Origin of the sequence: Kosakonia sacchari SP1 (assembly GCF_000300455.3) — a bacterium.
Lineage (GTDB): Bacteria > Pseudomonadota > Gammaproteobacteria > Enterobacterales > Enterobacteriaceae > Kosakonia > Kosakonia sacchari.
Genome location: NZ_CP007215.2, coordinates 4719621 through 4735845 on the forward strand (window position 1 = coordinate 4719621; position 16225 = coordinate 4735845).

General features: G+C 53.9%; 12 protein-coding genes, 2 tRNA genes and 2 rRNA genes. 3 read left to right on the forward strand and 13 right to left on the reverse strand.

The genetic code is table 11. The annotated features are described in order from the left end of the window. Positions 1 to 126 precede the first annotated feature (126 nt). Complete coding sequence (gene ilvC / locus C813_RS45280; RefSeq protein ID WP_017459707.1) at positions 127 to 1602, reverse strand: ketol-acid reductoisomerase; 1476 nt, start codon at positions 1600 to 1602, stop codon at positions 127 to 129. A gap of 217 nt (positions 1603 to 1819) precedes the next feature. On the opposite strand from ilvC, the gene ilvY reads away from it, so the two are divergent. After that, the gene (gene ilvY / locus C813_RS45285; protein ID WP_017459706.1) at positions 1820 to 2710 is read left to right on the forward strand and encodes an HTH-type transcriptional activator IlvY; all 891 of its coding nucleotides are present in this window, start codon (positions 1820 to 1822) and stop codon (positions 2708 to 2710) included. Here ilvY and ilvA read toward each other — a convergent pair. The 7 genes from ilvA to ilvL form a co-directional block, all read right to left on the reverse strand. Next, entirely contained in the window at positions 2707 to 4251 is a 1545-nt protein-coding gene (ilvA, locus tag C813_RS45290; protein ID WP_025263774.1) for a threonine ammonia-lyase, biosynthetic, read from the reverse strand. The genes ilvY and ilvA overlap by 4 nt on opposite strands. 2 nt (positions 4252 to 4253) lie before the next feature. Further along, positions 4254 to 6104, reverse strand: coding sequence for a dihydroxy-acid dehydratase (gene ilvD / locus C813_RS45295; protein WP_017459704.1), 1851 nt, complete (start codon positions 6102 to 6104; stop codon positions 4254 to 4256). A 187-nt stretch (positions 6105 to 6291) separates the two neighbouring features. Beyond that, the gene (locus tag C813_RS45300) at positions 6292 to 7221 is read right to left on the reverse strand and encodes a branched-chain amino acid transaminase (protein WP_017459703.1); all 930 of its coding nucleotides are present in this window, start codon (positions 7219 to 7221) and stop codon (positions 6292 to 6294) included. A gap of 17 nt (positions 7222 to 7238) precedes the next feature. Next, positions 7239 to 7508 carry an acetolactate synthase 2 small subunit gene (ilvM, locus tag C813_RS45305; protein WP_017459702.1) on the reverse strand — a complete coding sequence of 90 codons (270 nt, stop codon included), beginning with the start codon at positions 7506 to 7508 and terminating at the stop codon, positions 7239 to 7241. Then, positions 7505 to 9151 (reverse strand): acetolactate synthase 2 catalytic subunit, encoded by a 1647-nt coding sequence (gene ilvG / locus C813_RS45310; RefSeq protein ID WP_017459701.1) that lies wholly within the window; start codon positions 9149 to 9151, stop codon positions 7505 to 7507. The genes ilvM and ilvG overlap by 4 nt, the downstream gene beginning before the upstream one ends. Positions 9152 to 9153: 2 nt before the next feature. Further along, entirely contained in the window at positions 9154 to 9204 is a 51-nt protein-coding gene (gene ilvX / locus C813_RS47725; RefSeq protein WP_202969612.1) for a peptide IlvX, read from the reverse strand. Positions 9205 to 9290: 86 nt separating this feature from the next. Then, complete coding sequence (gene ilvL / locus C813_RS46690; protein ID WP_015966468.1) at positions 9291 to 9389, reverse strand: ilv operon leader peptide; 99 nt, start codon at positions 9387 to 9389, stop codon at positions 9291 to 9293. A 318-nt stretch (positions 9390 to 9707) separates the two neighbouring features. Between ilvL and C813_RS45315 the strand changes: the two genes are divergently transcribed. Then, the gene (locus tag C813_RS45315; RefSeq protein ID WP_017459700.1) at positions 9708 to 11228 is read left to right on the forward strand and encodes a YifB family Mg chelatase-like AAA ATPase; all 1521 of its coding nucleotides are present in this window, start codon (positions 9708 to 9710) and stop codon (positions 11226 to 11228) included. A gap of 25 nt (positions 11229 to 11253) precedes the next feature. Here C813_RS45315 and C813_RS45320 read toward each other — a convergent pair whose 3' ends face one another. Continuing rightward, positions 11254 to 11592 (reverse strand): DUF413 domain-containing protein, encoded by a 339-nt coding sequence (locus C813_RS45320; RefSeq protein WP_017459699.1) that lies wholly within the window; start codon positions 11590 to 11592, stop codon positions 11254 to 11256. 106 nt (positions 11593 to 11698) lie between these two features. On the opposite strand from C813_RS45320, the gene hdfR reads away from it, so the two are divergent. Next, positions 11699 to 12532: an HTH-type transcriptional regulator HdfR gene (hdfR, locus tag C813_RS45325; protein ID WP_167579004.1), complete on the forward strand. Its 834-nt coding sequence runs from the start codon at positions 11699 to 11701 to the stop codon at positions 12530 to 12532. A 96-nt stretch (positions 12533 to 12628) separates the two neighbouring features. Here hdfR and C813_RS45330 read toward each other — a convergent pair. The 4 genes from C813_RS45330 to C813_RS45345 all read right to left on the reverse strand — a co-directional run bounded on the left by C813_RS45330 (position 12629) and on the right by C813_RS45345 (position 16056). Beyond that, positions 12629 to 12704: transfer RNA gene (locus C813_RS45330), tRNA-Trp, on the reverse strand. Between the two features lie 8 nt (positions 12705 to 12712). Further along, positions 12713 to 12789, reverse strand: a tRNA-Asp gene (locus C813_RS45335). Positions 12790 to 12843: 54 nt separating this feature from the next. Beyond that, positions 12844 to 12959, reverse strand: a 5S ribosomal RNA gene (gene rrf, locus C813_RS45340). A gap of 190 nt (positions 12960 to 13149) precedes the next feature. Further along, positions 13150 to 16056: ribosomal RNA gene (locus C813_RS45345) — 23S ribosomal RNA — on the reverse strand. Between the last annotated feature and the right edge of the window lie 169 nt (positions 16057 to 16225).

Below are 16225 nucleotides of genomic sequence, written 5' to 3' on the forward strand. Positions count from 1 at the left end.
ACAAGATAAATGGGCAAAAAAGATCGCATCCATTGCCGCGCATAAAAAAGCCCGGAAGCGCTAACGCCTCCGGGCTTAAACTTTTCTTTGAAATTCGTCTTGCCACGACCGAAAGACGACGAGGAATTAACTCGCGACGGCGATACGTTTCATATCCGTCATATAACCGCGCAATTTCTGACCCACTTTCTCAATGGCATGGCTGCGAATTGCATCATTCACATCGCGCAGTTGCGCATTATCTACTGCACCTTCGGCAATCGCTTTACCCAGGTCACCCGTTTGCAGCGTGGTCATAAACTCTTTCAGCAGCGGTACGCAAGCGTAAGAGAACAAGTAGTTGCCATACTCTGCGGTATCGGAGATAACCACGTTCATCTCATACAGACGCTTACGTGCGATGGTGTTGGCAATCAGCGGCAGTTCATGCAGCGATTCATAGTAAGCGGACTCTTCGATAATGCCGGACGCCACCATGGTTTCGAACGCCAGTTCAACGCCCGCTTTCACCATCGCAATCATCAGCACGCCTTTATCAAAGTACTCCTGCTCGCTGATTTTGCCTTCAAACTGCGGTGCGGTTTCGAACGCGGTTTTACCGGTTTCTTCACGCCAGGTCAGCAGTTTCTTATCGTCATTGGCCCAGTCAGCCATCATGCCGGAAGAGAACTCGCCGGAGATGATGTCGTCCATATGTTTCTGGAACAGCGGCGCCATTATGCCTTTCAGCTGTTCTGACAGCGCGTAAGCACGCAGCTTCGCCGGGTTGGACAAGCGATCCATCATCAGCGTAATACCGCCCTGTTTCAGCGCTTCGGTGATGGTTTCCCAACCGAACTGAATCAGTTTTTCTGCGTAAGCCGGGTCAGTACCTTCCGCCACCAGCTTGTCGAAGCACAGCAGGGAACCCGCCTGCAGCATACCGCAGAGGATAGTCTGCTCGCCCATCAGGTCAGATTTCACTTCCGCAACAAAAGAGGACTCCAGAACGCCCGCACGGTGACCACCGGTTGCCGCAGCCCAGGCTTTAGCAATCGCCATCCCTTCACCTTTCGGGTCGTTTTCCGGGTGGACGGCGATCAGCGTCGGAACACCGAAACCGCGTTTGTACTCTTCACGCACTTCAGTGCCAGGGCACTTCGGCGCCACCATCACAACGGTAATGTCTTTACGGATCTGCTCACCCACTTCCACGATATTGAAACCGTGAGAGTAACCCAGTGCCGCGCCGTCTTTCATCAGCGGCTGCACGGAACGTACGACGTCAGAGTGCTGTTTGTCCGGCGTCAGGTTCACGACCAGATCCGCCTGCGGGATCAGCTCTTCATACGTGCCGACTTTAAAACCGTTTTCGGTCGCTTTGCGCCAGGACGCGCGTTTTTCCGCAATGGCTTCTTTACGCAGCGCGTAAGAGATATCCAGACCGGAGTCGCGCATGTTCAGGCCCTGATTCAGGCCCTGGGCGCCGCAGCCGACGATGACCACTTTTTTACCCTGAAGGTAGCTTGCGCCATCGGCAAATTCGTCACGCGCCATAAAGCGGCATTTGCCCAGCTGCGCCAGCTGCTGGCGCAGGTTCAGTGTATTAAAGTAGTTAGCCATTTGAGACCTCGTCGTGTGATGTTGTGTTGTGCCGTTCTTCTTTTGCGCTAACGCGTTGGATTTTCTGTTGCGCAAATTATTCAGGGCAATATTTATTGTTCAGTTCGCTGAATCGCGAGATTGAACCCACTATATGACAGGAAATGCGTTGCTTAAATTGATATATTAACAATGTCACATTGCAATTTTTGCAATGTAAATTTGTGGAGTCTGTCTCATGGATTTACGCGATCTGAAAACATTCCTGCATCTGGCCGAAAGCCGCCATTTTGGCCGCAGCGCGCGCGCCATGCATGTCAGTCCCTCCACGCTTTCGCGACAAATCCAGCGGCTGGAAGAAGATCTCGGGCAACCGCTGTTTGTGCGCGATAACCGTACCGTCACGCTGACAGAAGCGGGCGAAGAACTGCGTATTTTCGCGCAGCAAACGTTATTGCAGTATCAGCAATTGCGCCACACCATCGACCAGCAAGGCCCGTCGCTCTCCGGCGAGCTGCATCTTTTCTGTTCCGTTACTGCGGCTTACAGCCATTTACCGCCAATTCTCGATCGTTTTCGCGCGGAACATCCGTCGGTAGAGATCAAACTCACCACTGGCGATGCCGCCGATGCGATGGAAAAAGTGGTCACCGGCGAAGCGGATCTGGCCATTGCCGGGAAACCGGAGACGCTGCCCGGCGCGGTAGCTTTTTCAATGCTGGAAAACCTGGCCGTGGTGCTGATAGCACCTGCACTGCCTTGTCCGGTGCGTAACCAGGTTTCGCAGCCCGAACCAGACTGGTCAACCGTGCCTTTTATTATGGCCGATCAGGGCCCGGTGCGCCGCCGTATCGAGCTATGGTTCCGCCGTCATAAAATCAGCAACCCGTCGATTTACGCCACCGTTGGCGGCCACGAAGCAATGGTGTCGATGGTCGCGCTCGGTTGCGGCGTGGCGCTCATACCGGAAGTGGTGCTGGAAAACAGCCCGGAACCGGTGCGCAACCGCGTGATGATCCTTGAACGCAGCGATGAGAAAACGCCGTTTGAACTCGGCGTGTGCGTACAAAAAAAGCGGCTCTATGAGCCGCTTATTGATGCGTTCTGGAAAATCCTGCCAAACAACTAACCGGCAAGGAAAAAGCGGAACGCCGGGTTATTTGTTTCGTCGTGGCACTCGTAGCCCAGCTCGTTGAGCCGGGTTTCGAAATCCGGTTCATGCTCGCCCAGCTCAAACGCCGCCAGAACGCGCCCATAATCGGTGCCGTGGCTGCGGTAATGGAACAATGAAATATTCCAGTGCGTACCGAGCGTATGCAGGAACTTCAGCAGCGCACCAGGCGATTCCGGGAACTCAAAACTGTACAGACGTTCGCGCAGTGGTTTTGACGGTCGCCCGCCCACCATGTAACGCACGTGCAGTTTCGCCATCTCATCGTCGGAAAGATCCACGACGCTATAACCGCCTTCGTTCAGCAGCGCGAGGATCTCTTTGCGCTCTTCCAGCCCGCGGCTTAAACGTACACCGACAAAAATGCAGGCATCTTTGGCATCGGCAAAGCGATAGTTAAACTCAGTCACGGAGCGCCCGCCCAACAACTGGCAGAACTTCAGGAAGCTACCTTTCTCTTCCGGAATGGTCACCGCCAGCAGCGCTTCACGCTGCTCGCCCAGCTCGCAACGCTCAGAAACATAACGTAAGCCGTGGAAATTGACGTTCGCGCCGGAAAGCACATGCGCCAGCCGTTCGCCACGGATGTTGTGTTTAGCGACGTATTTTTTCATCCCCGCCAGCGCCAGCGCGCCGGACGGTTCCGCCACCGCGCGGACATCTTCGAACAGATCTTTCATCGCCGCGCAAATCGCATCGCTATCTACAGTGATGATGTCATCGAGATATGCCTGGCACAGACGGAAAGTTTCGTTACCAATGCGTTTTACCGCTACGCCTTCGGCAAACAAGCCCACGCGCGGTAGCTCGACCGGATGACCCGCATCCAGCGCCGCTTTCAGGCACGCGGAGTCTTCCGCCTCCACCGCAATCACTTTGATTTGCGGCATCAGCTGTTTAATCAACACCGCCACGCCCGCCGCTAAACCGCCACCGCCGACCGGCACAAAAACCCGATCGATATGCGCGTCCTGTTGCAGCAACTCCAGCGCCAGCGTACCCTGCCCGGCGATCACCATCGGGTGATCAAACGGCGGCACAAAGGTGAAACCTTGTTGTTCAGCCAGTTCAATGGCTTTCGCTTTCGCTTCGTCGAAGTTGGCACCGTGTAGCAGCACTTCGCCACCAAAGCCGCGCACCGCATCCACTTTGATATCTGCAGTGGCAACCGGCATAACAATCAGCGATTTGATACCCAGACGTGTCGATGACATTGCCACGCCCTGCGCGTGGTTGCCCGCAGAAGCAGTAATCACGCCGTGCGCTTTCTGCTCAGGTGTCAGCCCGGCAATCATTGCGTACGCGCCACGCAGCTTAAAGCTGTGCACCGGCTGGCGGTCTTCGCGCTTCACCAGGATCACGTTGTCGAGACGCGAAGAGAGCTTCTCCATTTTTTGCAGCGGCGTTACCTGCGCCGCTTCGTAAACCGGCGCGCGCAGCACCGCTCTCAGATACTCCGCTCCTTCGGGAGCGGCTGAGAGGGGTTGGGATTCGGCCATCATTAACCCCCAAGTTTGGATTTATCGCGAACCGCGCCTTTATCCGCACTGGTCGCGAGACTGGCATAAGCGCGCAGCGCGAAGGAGACCTGACGTTCACGGTCAACCGGTGTCCAGGCTTTATCGCCACGGGCTTCCTGTGCTTCACGGCGCGCCGCCAGTTCACGGTCGCTCAGTTGCAGTTGAATGCTACGGCTTGGAATATCGATAGCGATGATATCGCCGTCTTCAATCAGACCGATATTGCCGCCGCTTGCCGCTTCCGGGGAAACGTGACCGATAGACAAACCTGATGTTCCGCCGGAGAAACGCCCATCGGTGATCAGCGCACACGCTTTGCCGAGGCCCATCGATTTCAGGAAACTGGTTGGGTAGAGCATTTCCTGCATCCCCGGCCCGCCTTTCGGCCCTTCGTAACGAATCACCACCACATCACCAGCAACAACTTTACCGCCGAGAATGGCTTCCACCGCCGCGTCCTGGCTTTCGTACACTTTCGCCGGGCCGGTGAATTTCAGGTTGCTGTCATCAACGCCTGCGGTTTTGACGATACAGCCGTTTTCAGCAAAGTTGCCGTACAGCACGGCCAGACCACCGTCCTGGCTGTAAGCGTGCTCCAGCGAACGGATGCAGCCTTCAGCGCGATCGTCATCCAGCGTGTCCCAGCGGCAATTCTGGGAAAACGCCTGCGTGGTGCGGATACCCGCCGGACCTGCGCGGAACATGGTTTTCACCGCGTCGTCTTTGGTCAGCATCACGTCGTACTGCTCAAGGGTTTGCGGCAGCGTCAGACCGAGCACGTTTTTCACGTCACGGTTCAACAAGTTAGCGCGATCCAGCTCACCCAGGATGCCCAGCACGCCACCGGCGCGGTGCACATCTTCCATATGATATTTCTGCGTACTCGGCGCGACTTTACACAGCTGCGGAACTTTGCGGGACAGCTTATCGATATCACTCATGGTGAAATCAATTTCCGCTTCCTGCGCGGCGGCCAGCAGGTGCAAAACGGTGTTAGTGGAGCCGCCCATGGCGATATCCAGCGTCATGGCGTTCTCAAACGCCGCTTTGCTGGCGATAGAACGCGGCAGCGCGCTGGTGTCATCCTGCTCGTAATAGCGTTTAGTCAGCTCAACAATGCGTTTGCCCGCGTTGATAAACAGCTCTTTGCGGTCAGCATGGGTCGCCAGCAGCGAGCCGTTACCCGGCTGCGACAGCCCCAGCGCTTCGGTCAGACAGTTCATCGAGTTGGCGGTGAACATGCCGGAGCAGGAGCCGCAAGTTGGGCAGGCGGAACGTTCTACCTGATCGCTCTGATCGTCAGACACTTTCGGATCTGCGCCCTGAATCATGGCATCCACCAGATCGAGTTTGATTATCTGGTTGGAGAGTTTGGTTTTCCCGGCTTCCATTGGGCCGCCGGAGACGAAAATCACCGGAATATTCAACCGCAGAGAGGCCATCAACATCCCTGGGGTGATTTTGTCGCAGTTGGAAATACACACCATCGCGTCAGCGCAGTGGGCATTGACCATGTATTCAACGGAATCGGCAATCAGCTCGCGGGAAGGCAGTGAGTAAAGCATGCCGCCGTGGCCCATGGCGATGCCATCATCAACGGCGATGGTATTGAACTCTTTCGCCACGCCGCCTGCGGCTTCGATTTGCTCCGCAACCAGCTTACCAAGATCGCGCAGGTGAACGTGGCCCGGCACGAACTGGGTAAACGAGTTCACGACGGCGATAATCGGCTTGCCGAAATCGGCGTCGGTCATCCCGGTTGCGCGCCACAGCGCGCGGGCACCCGCCATATTGCGCCCGTGGGTGGTGGTGGCGGAACGGTACTTAGGCATGCTCTTTTACTCCCGTCTATCTTGTCGATGGGGTGGTGCGTGCCATCCCATATTTATTTGCTATACCCTGAATAATTCTGGTTGTAGGAAGGCGGCAAGCGAGCGAATCCCCTGGAGCTTACATAAGTAAGTGACGGGGGTGAACGAGTGCGGCCAACACACCTACAACCTGAAGTATGACGGGTATTTATGGATTAACTTGATCCAACCAGCCCCACTTATCTTCCGTCTCACCGGTGAAGAGGCCAAAGAATGCTTGCTGAATACGTTTAGTAACCGGGCCGCAACGACCTTCACCAACCTGAATACCATCAACGCTGCGCACCGGCGTGATTTCCGCTGCCGTACCGGACATAAACACTTCATCCGCCAGATACAGCGATTCGCGGGACAGCACTTGCTCGCGAACTTCGATGTTCAGCTCTTTCGCCAGCTTGATGATCGCATCGCGGGTGATACCCGGCAGGGCAGAGGAGGTAAACGGCGGCGTGAACAGGATGCCGTCTTTTACTTCAAACAGGTTTTCGCCCGCACCTTCAGAGATGTAGCCGTTCACGTCCAGCGCGATCCCTTCCTGGTAGCCGTGGCGGCGCGCTTCGCTGCCCACAAGCAGTGAAGAGAGGTAGTTACCGCCCGCTTTCGCGGCTGTCGGGATGGTGTTCGGCGCAACGCGGTTCCAGGAAGAAACCATCGCATCGATCCCCTGATCCAGTGCTTCCGCACCGAGGTAAGCGCCCCACGGGAACGCGGCGATGATCACATCAGTGGTGTAGCCAGCCGGAGGGTTAACGCCCATGCCAACATCGCCCACAAACACCAGCGGACGAATATAGGCACTGGTCAGATTGTTTTTGCGGATCACTGAGCGGCAGGCTTCCATCAGCTCATCAACGCTCTGAGATACCGGGAAACGATAGATTTTGGCGGAATCGCGCAGACGTTGCATATGTTCACGATGGCGAAAGACTACCGGACCTTTGTGCGAGTCATAGCAACGGATACCTTCAAATACGGAGGTGCCGTAATGCAGCGCGTGGGACATCACGTGAACTTTTGCATCTTCCCAACGAACCATCTCGCCATTAGACCAAATGTAGTCTGCTTTTTTCGTCGTCATTATTCTTCCTTTTGCGCTTACGCGCGGATTTGTTGTGATTGTGATGATGTGGCACGCTGGCGGATATCAACCCGGGCAACGTCAACAAGTTTGCTTAACTGGCTAAACAGTAATTCGACAGGCCGCGGGCTGGCAACGGTCAATTCGATATTTATGTTCCGCGCATCACTGGCGGTTTCCATATTCATGGCACATACCTGAAAGCCACGGTGGCGCACCACGCGCAGTACGCGTTCTAATGTTTCCGGATTGAAGCGGGCCTCAACGGCGACCTGATGTTGCATCATGATAATTTCTCCAGCATTTGTGAGTTACTGGCGCCGGGCGGCACCAGTGGCCAGACATTCTCAAGTTCATCGATTGAGACATGAAGCAGGTATGGCCCTGGGCTCGTGAGCATCGTGTCGAGTGCCACTTCAACCTGGTCTTTTCGGGTGATGTGCTGGCCGGGGATGCCAAAAGCGCTGGCCAGCGTGAGGAAATCGGGGTTATCAGTCAGGGTAGTTTCGCTATAACGCTCGTTGAAGAATAACTGCTGCCACTGGCGTACCATCCCTAAACGCTGGTTGTCCAGTAAGACAATCTTCAGCGGTAATTGCTTACGTTTAACGGTGCCGAGTTCCTGAACATTCATCATGAAGGAGCCGTCACCGGAGATACAGATTACCGTATCGTCCGGGCGGGCAACCTGCGCGCCAACGGCGGCCGGTAAACCGAAGCCCATCGTACCTAATCCGCTGGACGTGATGAAATCTTCCGGGCGGCTGAAACACAGATGTTGCGCCGCCCACATCTGATGCTGGCCAACGTCGGTAGTGACTACGCTGTTTTCCGGTTTGCGATCGGAGAGCTGTTTTAACAACAGCGGCGCATAAATAGCTTCGCCTGGATGATCATAACGCCAGGCATGTTCGCGACGCAGATCCGCGCTGTATTGACGCCACGCATCAATTGCCAGCGGCTGTTGCAGCGCAGGCAGCAACGCATTTAAATCGCCCTGCAACGCAACGTGCGCCTGGCGCAGTTTGCTCATTTCCGCCGGGTCGATATCCATATGGATCACTTTGGCATTCGGCGCGAAGGTATTCAACTTGCCGGTTACGCGATCGTCAAAGCGAGCACCAACGGCAATCAGTAGGTCGCACTCCTGCACGGCAAAATTCGCAGCTTTCGTACCGTGCATCCCCAGCATGCCAAGATAGTAAGCATACTCAGCCTCCACCGCGCCCAGCCCTTTCAACGTGCAAGTGACCGGCATTTGCGTCACGCCCAGAAACTCACGCAGCGCCGGAACCGCCTGCGCCATGCCCACGCCGCCGCCAACATAGAGCATTGGTTTTGTTGCCTGTAAGAGCATCTGCACGGCCTGTTCAACTTCAGCCTGCGGGAAATAATGCTCATCGTCGACAGTCGCGAACCAAGGGTCAAAATCGCCAATAGCCAGTTGAATGTCTTTCGGAATATCAACCAGAACCGGGCCAGGGCGGCCGGAATTCGCCACGTAGAAAGCCTCAGCCATGACACGCGGTAATTCTTCCAGCGATTCAACCAGAAAGCTGTGCTTCGTGCAGGCGAGGGATAAACCCAGTACGTCCACTTCCTGAAACGCGTCGGTGCCAATAAGCGGAGCTGCAACCTGGCCGGTAATGGCAACAACCGGAACGGAATCTAATAACGCGTCAGCAAGACCGGTGATCAGATTCGTCGCACCTGGGCCGGAAGTGGCGATGCAAACGCCGGTTTTACCGGTGGCGCGAGCATAGCCGATAGCGGCCATCGCCGCGCCCTGCTCATGCCGGCAAAGTAGGTGTTCCACGCCGCCGTCATACAATGCATCGTAAACCGGCATAATTGCGCCGCCCGGATAGCCGAAGACGATATCGACTTTCTGCGCTCGCAACGCATGTACTACCCACTGTGCCCCATTCATAGTCAGTTCCCCGCCGGATATCGGGAGAAACAGAATTTTGTGCTATTACTCATTCTCTGCTCCTCGTTTATGTTTTTATGTCATAAAAAAACCCCCGGACCTTTCGGTGCGGGGGTCTTAGTTCGTTAAGGCTTGTTTTTTAAGCCTTTCCTCGTCCAAGTGCAGCCCCGCACGGTGGGATAATAATCACCACCACGCTAATCACGACCAGGCTAATCACTCGTAGAAGGGCTTTCATTTGTGTTCGTTCTTGCTTCATGTTCGAAGGAATGCCTAAAGAGGTAACACAGATTTAAGACAAGAAACAAGAAAAATTTATGACGCAGTTTGCGGCCACACCGACAAATTGGCAAAAAATGTTTGTTTTATATAGAGAAAAGTCTTAGTGAAAATTTCTCACACCTGGCAGGCGTAATAAAACGCTGCGATCAACATTCCAACACAATGAAAAAAGTGACTAATTGCAGCGAAATTCAGGAAACGCGAGCGCAAAAGCAGCTTTCCGATAATGAAAAACAATAACCAAAACAGATAATGTCTGCGAAAAGGAGAGCCTATGGCATTGTCTGTAATTTTTACGCGAGCGGCGTTAGGCGTGACGGCCCCCCAGGTCACCGTTGAAGTGCATATCAGTAACGGGCTGCCGGGGCTGACTATTGTCGGGCTACCGGAAACCACGGTTAAAGAAGCACGCGATCGTGTTCGTAGCGCCATTATCAACAGCGGATATGAATTTCCGGCGAAACGAATCACGATCAACCTGGCTCCAGCGGATCTACCCAAAGAAGGTGGACGATATGATTTACCCATCGCTATCGCGCTTCTGTCCGCTTCTGAGCAGCTAACGGCACCAGAACTGAGTCGTTATGAGTTTGTCGGCGAACTTGCCCTTACAGGCGCATTACGTGGGGTTCCCGGTGCCATCTCTTCTGTCATTGAAGCGGTAAAAGCCAACAGGCGCATCGTTATTGCCAGAGAAAACGAAGCTGAAGCTAGCCTTACAGAAACACAGGAGTGTCTGGTTGCCGACCATTTACAAGAAGTGTGTGCGTTTCTGGAAGGAAAACAGGCATTACCTTCACCAGTTCCCTTTTGTAGCAGCCAGGAGGCCTACAGTGAGGATTTAAGCGATGTTATTGGACAGGAGCAAGGGAAGCGCGCACTGGAAATTACTGCGGCAGGTGGACATAACCTGTTGTTAATAGGACCTCCGGGCACGGGTAAGACCATGCTGGCCAGCCGGTTGGGAGGATTGTTGCCGCCATTGAACAACCAGGAAGCACTGGAAAGCGCGGCCATTATGAGCGTGGTCAATTCAGCAGCACTCTCTCGCCACTGGCGCCGACGCCCATTCAGAGCACCGCATCACAGTGCTTCACTGGCGGCGCTTGTCGGCGGCGGCTCCATACCCGGTCCGGGGGAGATTTCACTGGCGCATAATGGCGTTCTGTTTCTGGATGAATTACCGGAATTTGAACGCCGTGTGCTGGATGCACTCCGCGAGCCTATTGAATCGGGACAAATCCATCTCTCGCGGGCCAGGGCGAAAGTTACCTATCCCGCACGTTTCCAGTTAATCGCCGCTATGAACCCGAGCCCGACCGGCCATTACCGGGGAAACCATAACCGCTCGACACCGGAGCAAACGCTGCGCTATTTGGGAAAGTTATCAGGCCCTTTTCTCGATCGCTTCGATCTCTCGCTCGAGATCCCCCTGCTTGCACCGGGGTTGATGAGCCAGCAACAGCATAAAGGTGAAAGCAGCGAAACAGTACGCTTACGGGTTATTCAGGCCCGGGCAAGGCAATACCAGCGACAAAATAAACTCAACGCGCATCTGGATAGCAGCGAAACGAAACAGCTTTGTATACTTACCAGAGAAGATGGGAACTGGCTGGAAGAGACGTTAACACGTCTGGGATTGTCGGTACGCGCCTGGCAACGCCTGTTGAGAGTTGCACAAACGATAGCCGATCTTGAAGAAGAACCGGCGATCCAGCGAGCGCACCTGCAGGAAGCGTTAAGTTATCGCGCAATCGACAGGCTACTGATTCATTTGCAAAAGATGCTGATGTAAAAAAGGGGCCTTAGCCCCTTTTCTCTTAATCTTCGGAATCCGTATAGTCTTCCGCACCTTCCATCTGTGGTTTCCCACCTGAAAGGGTGTGAAAGCGCTTCGGACGCTTAATGCGTGCCATATATTTGATCCAGACGCGTTCTGCTTCGGTGTCTGGCTCACGCTCTCCACGGCACACTGCAACAAATTGCGTTTCTTCTGCAGTCACTGGTTCACGCTTACCGAGTTCCAGTTCGTTAAAAGCATAACCATGGCGCTCAAGCAGTTGCGCCTCTTTGATGGTGAAGTCACCGTGGCGAGAGAACCCGCGCGGATAATTCTTATTGTCGAAAAAACGATTCGTCGTCGTAAAGCTTTCCGCCATCCTGCACGCTCCTAATTCTTTGGCCGAGCTATTTATGGCGCGGAGTATTAGTTACGCTTGACAGAGTGTAAAACAAAACATTTAAATCATTACGACAAATATTTTTGTGGAGAAAACTGTGGATACGGAATTACTAAAAACTTTCCTCGAAGTTAGCAGGACTCGTCACTTCGGTCGTGCAGCCGAAGCACTCTATCTGACCCAGTCCGCGGTGAGTTTTCGTATTCGCCAGTTAGAGAATCAACTTGGGGTTAATCTCTTTACACGCCATCGCAACAATATCCGCCTGACAGCAGCGGGCGAAAAGCTGCTGCCGTATGCGGAAACATTGATGAGCACCTGGCAAGCAGCAAGAAAGGAAGTGGCGCACACATCGCGACACCACCAATTTTCAATTGGGGCCAGCGCATCCCTGTGGGAATGCATGCTTAGCGATTGGTTAACCCGGCTGTATAACCTGCAAGGAAACCTTCAGTTCGAAGCACGAATTGCACAACGGCAATCATTGGTTAAACAGCTACATGAGCGGCAGCTGGATCTGCTGATCACGACTGAAACACCGAAGATGGATGAATTTAGCAGCCAGTTGCTCGGCCATTTCACACTTGCGCTTTATTGCGCAACCCCTGAAAAGAGCAAGTCAGAATTGAATTACCTGCGCCTCGAATGGGGTCCGGATTTTCAGCAGCATGAAGCGGAGTTAATCGCCAGTGATGACGTGCCCACATTGACGACCAGTTCAGCAGAAGTGGCGCATCAGCAATTACCGCAGCTCAATGGCTGCACCTGGCTGCCTGTCTCATGGGCAGAGCAAAAAGAGAAGTTATATCCAGTTGCTGACACGGCAATGCTTTCTCGTCCACTTTATGCAATTTGGCTGCAGAACAGCGATAAGCAAAATCAGATACGCGATCTTTTGAAAATCAAAGTGATTGATTGAATATTTTTGGCAAGGATGCCATGCGAGAGATTATTTATAGTGTGAGCGCTAAAAAAGAAGCAAAAAAAATCCTTAGCAGATGCTAAGGATTATTTCTGGCAGGGGCGGAGGGACTCGAACCCCCAACACCCGGTTTTGGAGACCGGTGCTCTACCAATTGAACTACGCCCCTAATAAGGGTGGCGGAACGGACGGGACTCGAACCCGCGACCCCCTGCGTGACAGGCAGGTATTCTAACCGACTGAACTACCGCTCCACCGAATTTCTTTACAACCACCGGTTTGCTGCCCCGGTTCACTGCTAATTTGATGCCTGGCAGTTCCCTACTCTCGCATGGGGAGACCCCACACTACCATCGGCGCTACGGCGTTTCACTTCTGAGTTCGGCATGGGGTCAGGTGGGACCACCGCGCTAGTGCCGCCAGGCAAATTCTTTGTGCCCTGTCCTGTGTCTTTTGCACCAATACCGCGTTGGCTGCATTCACGAACGTCAGTCACATACTCCTGTATGCTCCTCCGTCGTCTCATTTGCCGCCTTGTCTCTGCGCAAAATCCTTCGGACTCTGAATCAAAGCTGAAAATCTGTCTCTCACCGCCAAAACATCTTCGGCGTTGTAAGGTTAAGCCTCACGGTTCATTAGTACCGGTTAGCTCAACGCATCGCTGCGCTTACACACCCGGCCTATCAACGTCGTCGTCTTCAACGTTCCTTCAGGAGACTTAAAGTCTCAGGGAGAACTCATCTCGGGGCAAGTTTCGTGCTTAGATGCTTTCAGCACTTATCTCTTCCGCATTTAGCTACCGGGCAGTGCCATTGGCATGACAACCCGAACACCAGTGATGCGTCCACTCCGGTCCTCTCGTACTAGGAGCAGCCCCCCTCAATTCTCCAGCGCCCACGGCAGATAGGGACCGAACTGTCTCACGACGTTCTAAACCCAGCTCGCGTACCACTTTAAATGGCGAACAGCCATACCCTTGGGACCTACTTCAGCCCCAGGATGTGATGAGCCGACATCGAGGTGCCAAACACCGCCGTCGATATGAACTCTTGGGCGGTATCAGCCTGTTATCCCCGGAGTACCTTTTATCCGTTGAGCGATGGCCCTTCCATTCAGAACCACCGGATCACTATGACCTGCTTTCGCACCTGCTCGCGCCGTCACGCTCGCAGTCAAGCCAGCTTATGCCATTGCACTAACCTCCTGATGTCCGACCAGGATTAGCTGACCTTCGTGCTCCTCCGTTACGCTTTAGGAGGAGACCGCCCCAGTCAAACTACCCACCAGACACTGTCCGCAACCCGGATTACGGGTCCACGTTAGAACACCAGCCATTAAAGGGTGGTATTTCAAGGATGGCTCCACGCAGACTGGCGTCCACGCTTCAAAGCCTCCCACCTATCCTACACATCAAGGACCAGTGTTCAGTGTCAAGCTATAGTAAAGGTTCACGGGGTCTTTCCGTCTTGCCGCGGGTACACTGCATCTTCACAGCGAGTTCAATTTCACTGAGTCTCGGGTGGAGACAGCCTGGCCATCATTACGCCATTCGTGCAGGTCGGAACTTACCCGACAAGGAATTTCGCTACCTTAGGACCGTTATAGTTACGGCCGCCGTTTACCGGGGCTTCGATCAAGAGCTTCTCCTTACGGATGACCCCATCAATTAACCTTCCGGCACCGGGCAGGCGTCACACCGTATACGTCCACTTTCGTGTTTGCACAGTGCTGTGTTTTTAATAAACAGTTGCAGCCAGCTGGTATCTTCGACTGATTTCAGCTCCACGAGCAAGTCGCTTCACCTACATATCAGCGTGCCTTCTCCCGAAGTTACGGCACCATTTTGCCTAGTTCCTTCACCCGAGTTCTCTCAAGCGCCTTGGTATTCTCTACCTGACCACCTGTGTCGGTTTGGGGTACGATTTCGTGTTACCTGGAGCTTAGAGGCTTTTCCTGGAAGCAGGGCATTTGTTACTTCAGCACCGTGGTGCCTCGTCATCACGCCTCAGTGTTAAAGCACTCCGGATTTGCCTGGAGCACACACCTTCACGCTTAAACCGGGACAACCGTCGCCCGGCTAACATAGCCTTCTCCGTCCCCCCTTCGCAGTAACACCAAGTACAGGAATATTAACCTGTTTCCCATCGACTACGCCTTTCGGCCTCGCCTTAGGGGTCGACTCACCCTGCCCCGATTAACGTTGGACAGGAACCCTTGGTCTTCCGGCGAGCGGGCTTTTCACCCGCTTTATCGTTACTTATGTCAGCATTCGCACTTCTGATACCTCCAGCAACCCTCACAGGCCACCTTCGCAGGCTTACAGAACGCTCCCCTACCCAACAACACAATAGTGTCGCTGCCGCAGCTTCGGTGCATGGTTTAGCCCCGTTACATCTTCCGCGCAGGCCGACTCGACCAGTGAGCTATTACGCTTTCTTTAAATGATGGCTGCTTCTAAGCCAACATCCTGGCTGTCTGGGCCTTCCCACATCGTTTCCCACTTAACCATGACTTTGGGACCTTAGCTGGCGGTCTGGGTTGTTTCCCTCTTCACGACGGACGTTAGCACCCGCCGTGTGTCTCCCGTGATAACATTCTCCGGTATTCGTAGTTTGCATCGGGTTGGTAAGCCGGGATGGCCCCCTAGCCGAAACAGTGCTCTACCCCCGGAGATGAATTCACGAGGCGCTACCTAAATAGCTTTCGGGGAGAACCAGCTATCTCCCGGTTTGATTGGCCTTTCACCCCCAGCCACAGGTCATCCGCTAATTTTTCAACATTAGTCGGTTCGGTCCTCCAGTTAGTGTTACCCAACCTTCAACCTGCCCATGGCTAGATCACCGGGTTTCGGGTCTATACCCTGCAACTTAACGCCCAGTTAAGACTCGGTTTCCCTTCGGCTCCCCTATTCGGTTAACCTTGCTACAGAATATAAGTCGCTGACCCATTATACAAAAGGTACGCAGTCACCCCATCAAGAGGCTCCCACTGCTTGTACGTACACGGTTTCAGGTTCTTTTTCACTCCCCTCGCCGGGGTTCTTTTCGCCTTTCCCTCACGGTACTGGTTCACTATCGGTCAGTCAGGAGTATTTAGCCTTGGAGGATGGTCCCCCCATATTCAGACAGGATACCACGTGTCCCGCCCTACTCATCGAGCTCACAGCCTGTGTGCTTTTGTGTACGGGGCTGTCACCCTGTATCGCGCGACTTTCCAGACGCTTCCACTAACACACAAGCTGATTCAGACTCTGGGCTCCTCCCCGTTCGCTCGCCGCTACTGGGGGAATCTCGGTTGATTTCTTTTCCTCGGGGTACTTAGATGTTTCAGTTCCCCCGGTTCGCCTCATTAACCTATGGATTCAGTTAATGATAGTGTGACGAGTCACACTGGGTTTCCCCATTCGGACATCGCCGGCTATAACGGTTCATATCACCTTACCGGCGCTTTTCGCAGATTAGCACGTCCTTCATCGCCTCTGACTGCCAGGGCATCCACCGTGTACGCTTAGTCGCTTAACCTCACAACCCGAAGATGTTTCTTTCGATTCATCATCGCGCTGTAAAAATTTGAGAGACTCACAGAACAGTTCACACTGTTCAGTGTTTCAATTTTCAGCTTGATCCAGATTTTTAAAGAGCAAAACTTCGCAGCACACACAGAATGTGTACTCTGAAGTTTTCTTGTGCC